This is a genomic window from Helicobacter sp. 13S00477-4 (assembly GCF_002272785.1).
Taxonomy (GTDB): Bacteria; Campylobacterota; Campylobacteria; order Campylobacterales; family Helicobacteraceae; genus Helicobacter_J.
Genome location: NZ_MLAS01000035.1, coordinates 1 through 1,077 on the forward strand (window position 1 = coordinate 1; position 1,077 = coordinate 1,077).

Below are 1,077 nucleotides of genomic sequence, written 5' to 3' on the forward strand. Positions count from 1 at the left end.
ATTTGCAGAGTGGATAAAATCTATGCAAGGAAGAGGAATGGCTTCTAATGATATATCTAGCGATAGCATCCTCTTGGCTGCCAACAACACAAAAAATACCAATAGCTATCAAGTCAATCCCAATAATAAAAACAAAACAAATATTAAATATAATGCCCTCACTTATACTACAGCCAATAAAGCTTATTTGAATCAGGGGATTTATTCTTATGATGCTTTGAGGTTCAATGCAATGAATAATTTATGGATAAATCTAGGAGCCATAGCTGGAGAAAGCAATGGAGTGGATAATATATCTGGGTCTTTGAGTATGGGTTATGATGCTTGGATAAAAAATATGATATTAGGGGCTTATGGGACTTATACTTATGGGACTGATAGCATTGATAATGCTTCTTCTAAAAACCAAGCCCATACTGGAGACTTTGGATTTTACTCAAGGTTCTTTTTGCAAAACAATGAAATAGATTTCAATCTAGGCGAAGATATTACTTATAATGCAATGAGCTTCAAAGATGATTTGTTCCATACTACCTTCACAGGGAATAACTTAGGATTCCAAACCCATTTGGATTTGACTTATGGTTATGTGTTTGATTTATCAAGTGGATGGTTTAGCAAACCTTTCATCTCATTGGGTTATGCTTATGGTTATAACAAGGCTATGGATGTAACCAGTGAATCTCCTTTGTTAACAGGAGAAGCTTCTTTGAATACTCCTGCTTATCAAACCCATTACTTGAGCACTCAAATTGGATTAGAAATCAGGAAATATTTCAAACAAAATGATTCATATTTTTATGTATCCCCTTCTTATTATCAAGGGGTTTTATTGAATGCAGGACAATCTGTCAATACCATTGTTTATTCTAAAAGTTTTTATACTCCCATAGAAGGATTGGGTAAAAATCATAACCTAGAAACAGCTTTTATTTTAAAAGCTGGAGGGGAATGGCAAGCAAGTGATCACATATTTGTCAATGCTTCTGTTGGAACCAAACTCAGTGGGATAGCAAGGTATGGGAGTATCAATCTAGGATTCAAATGGAGGTTTTAAAACCTTCAAGGTTTTTGGAT

Annotated in this window: 1 protein-coding gene; it reads left to right on the forward strand. The window is 34.4% G+C overall.

Translation table 11 applies throughout. From position 1 onward, the window contains the following. Positions 1-1,057 (forward strand): autotransporter outer membrane beta-barrel domain-containing protein (locus BKH44_RS08635; RefSeq protein WP_143428344.1); only part of this gene is annotated, 1,057 nt, incomplete at its 5' end. Positions 1,058-1,077 lie beyond the last annotated feature (20 nt).